Source organism: Mesorhizobium sp. M7A.F.Ca.US.006.04.2.1 (genome assembly GCF_004022915.1).
GTDB classification, from domain to species: Bacteria; Pseudomonadota; Alphaproteobacteria; order Rhizobiales; family Rhizobiaceae; genus Mesorhizobium; species Mesorhizobium ciceri.
Map to the genome: position 1 here is coordinate 1 of NZ_RZQA01001250.1, position 1,296 is coordinate 1,296.

At 58.0% G+C, this 1,296-nt stretch carries 2 protein-coding genes; both read left to right on the plus strand.

Annotated features, from left to right (window positions below):
• Window positions 1-601, plus strand: a 601-nt coding sequence (locus EN925_RS36320) for an SOS response-associated peptidase (RefSeq protein WP_164894679.1), incomplete at its 5' end; no start/stop codon positions are given.
• Between the two features lie 68 nt (window positions 602-669).
• Window positions 670-903: a hypothetical protein gene (locus EN925_RS41240; RefSeq protein ID WP_127370395.1), complete on the plus strand. Its 234-nt coding sequence runs from the start codon at window positions 670-672 to the stop codon at window positions 901-903.
• Window positions 904-1,296: the final 393 nt, after the last annotated feature.

The following is a 1,296-nucleotide window of genomic DNA, read 5'->3' on the forward strand; positions in this document are numbered from 1 at the left end:
CAGCCTGACTTATCCAATCATTGTACGTGAAGAGCTTTCCACGAGCATGGCCGGTTTCGTTTCTGCGAAGTGGGGGCTGGTTCCCGGCTGGGCGCGCGATGGCGGCGGGCGGCCACCGCCTGTCAATGCGCGGTGCGAGACGATTGCCAGCAACGGCATGTTCCGAAAAGCATACGCCGCGCGCCGTTGCCTGGTGCCCGTCGACGGCTATTTCGAATGGCAAAAGCTCGATGTTTCGGGCAAGAAAAAGCAGCCTTACGCTATCGCCATGAAGGATGACGAGCCTTTTGCCATGGCTGGAGTATGGGAAGAATATGCCGACAAGGCCACCGGCGAGTTGATCCGGACCTTCGCTGTCGTCACCTGCGAGCCTAATACGTTGATGGCGACGATCCATGATCGCATGCCGGTTATTCTGGCGCCTGCCGATTACATGCGCTGGCTCGGCCCGGAACTGGATCCACGCGACCTTATGAAGCCATATCCTTCGGAACTGATGAAGATGTGGCCGATTGACAGGAAGGTCGGAAGCCCGCGAAACAACACGCCGGACCTCATTGACGAAATTGGCGTGGGACCAAACGACCTTTTCGACGTTTGAGCCTTTACAGTGAACGCTCGCGGTAGGAATATTGTCCTCAGGTGGGGCGACTCTCAAAAGGTGTCGCAATGGCTAGGTCAAAACCCTCAAAGCAGTTATCACAGGCTGAAATCGAGCGCTTCCTGGTGGCAGCGGAAGCGCTGCACCTAAGCATCATCAAGCCGTTCATATCACCACATTGCGACCACTACAGGCAGACGCGCGTCTTGCACGAGGTGCTGTTGAATACGGTGCGGCAAGTCACCGGGAAGGAAGTTGAGTTCATCCGGTGGAACACCACTGGACCGGTGCTGCCCCCCTAAGGCTGGGTAAGCGCCTGGCTGCCGGGGATCGATCAGGCCGAACCCGCAGAACTGACAATGCCAGCGATGCGGATAGCGACGGCATCAAGTCCGCCGTCGTAAATTCTCGTGAGGACGTGTTCCGCAGCTTCAGCCCGTTGGGCAGTGCAACCGCGAAGGTCGCCACCGCCCAACCTTGCCGGCCTGTTGGCGACGCAATCCCAAACTCCCCACAATCCGTCGCGCTCAATATGACAATAGAATCTGTGCTTGTGATTTTCCATGCAAGGTAAACTCCCCGCATCCCCATTGGGGTCCGATCTATCCAGGAAGGTGGTTAATGGGCCCGCGTTTGCCGATCGCACTTTAGGCTGGCCGCAGTGGTCCGTCGCCGCACGGTGGACTGCTCACTGC

Bases quoted from the DNA above. Each gene is read 5' to 3' on its own strand.
- EN925_RS41240 (WP_127370395.1), top strand. From the start codon at position 670: ATGGCTAGGTCAAAACCCTCAAAGCAGTTATCACAGGCTGAAATCGAG.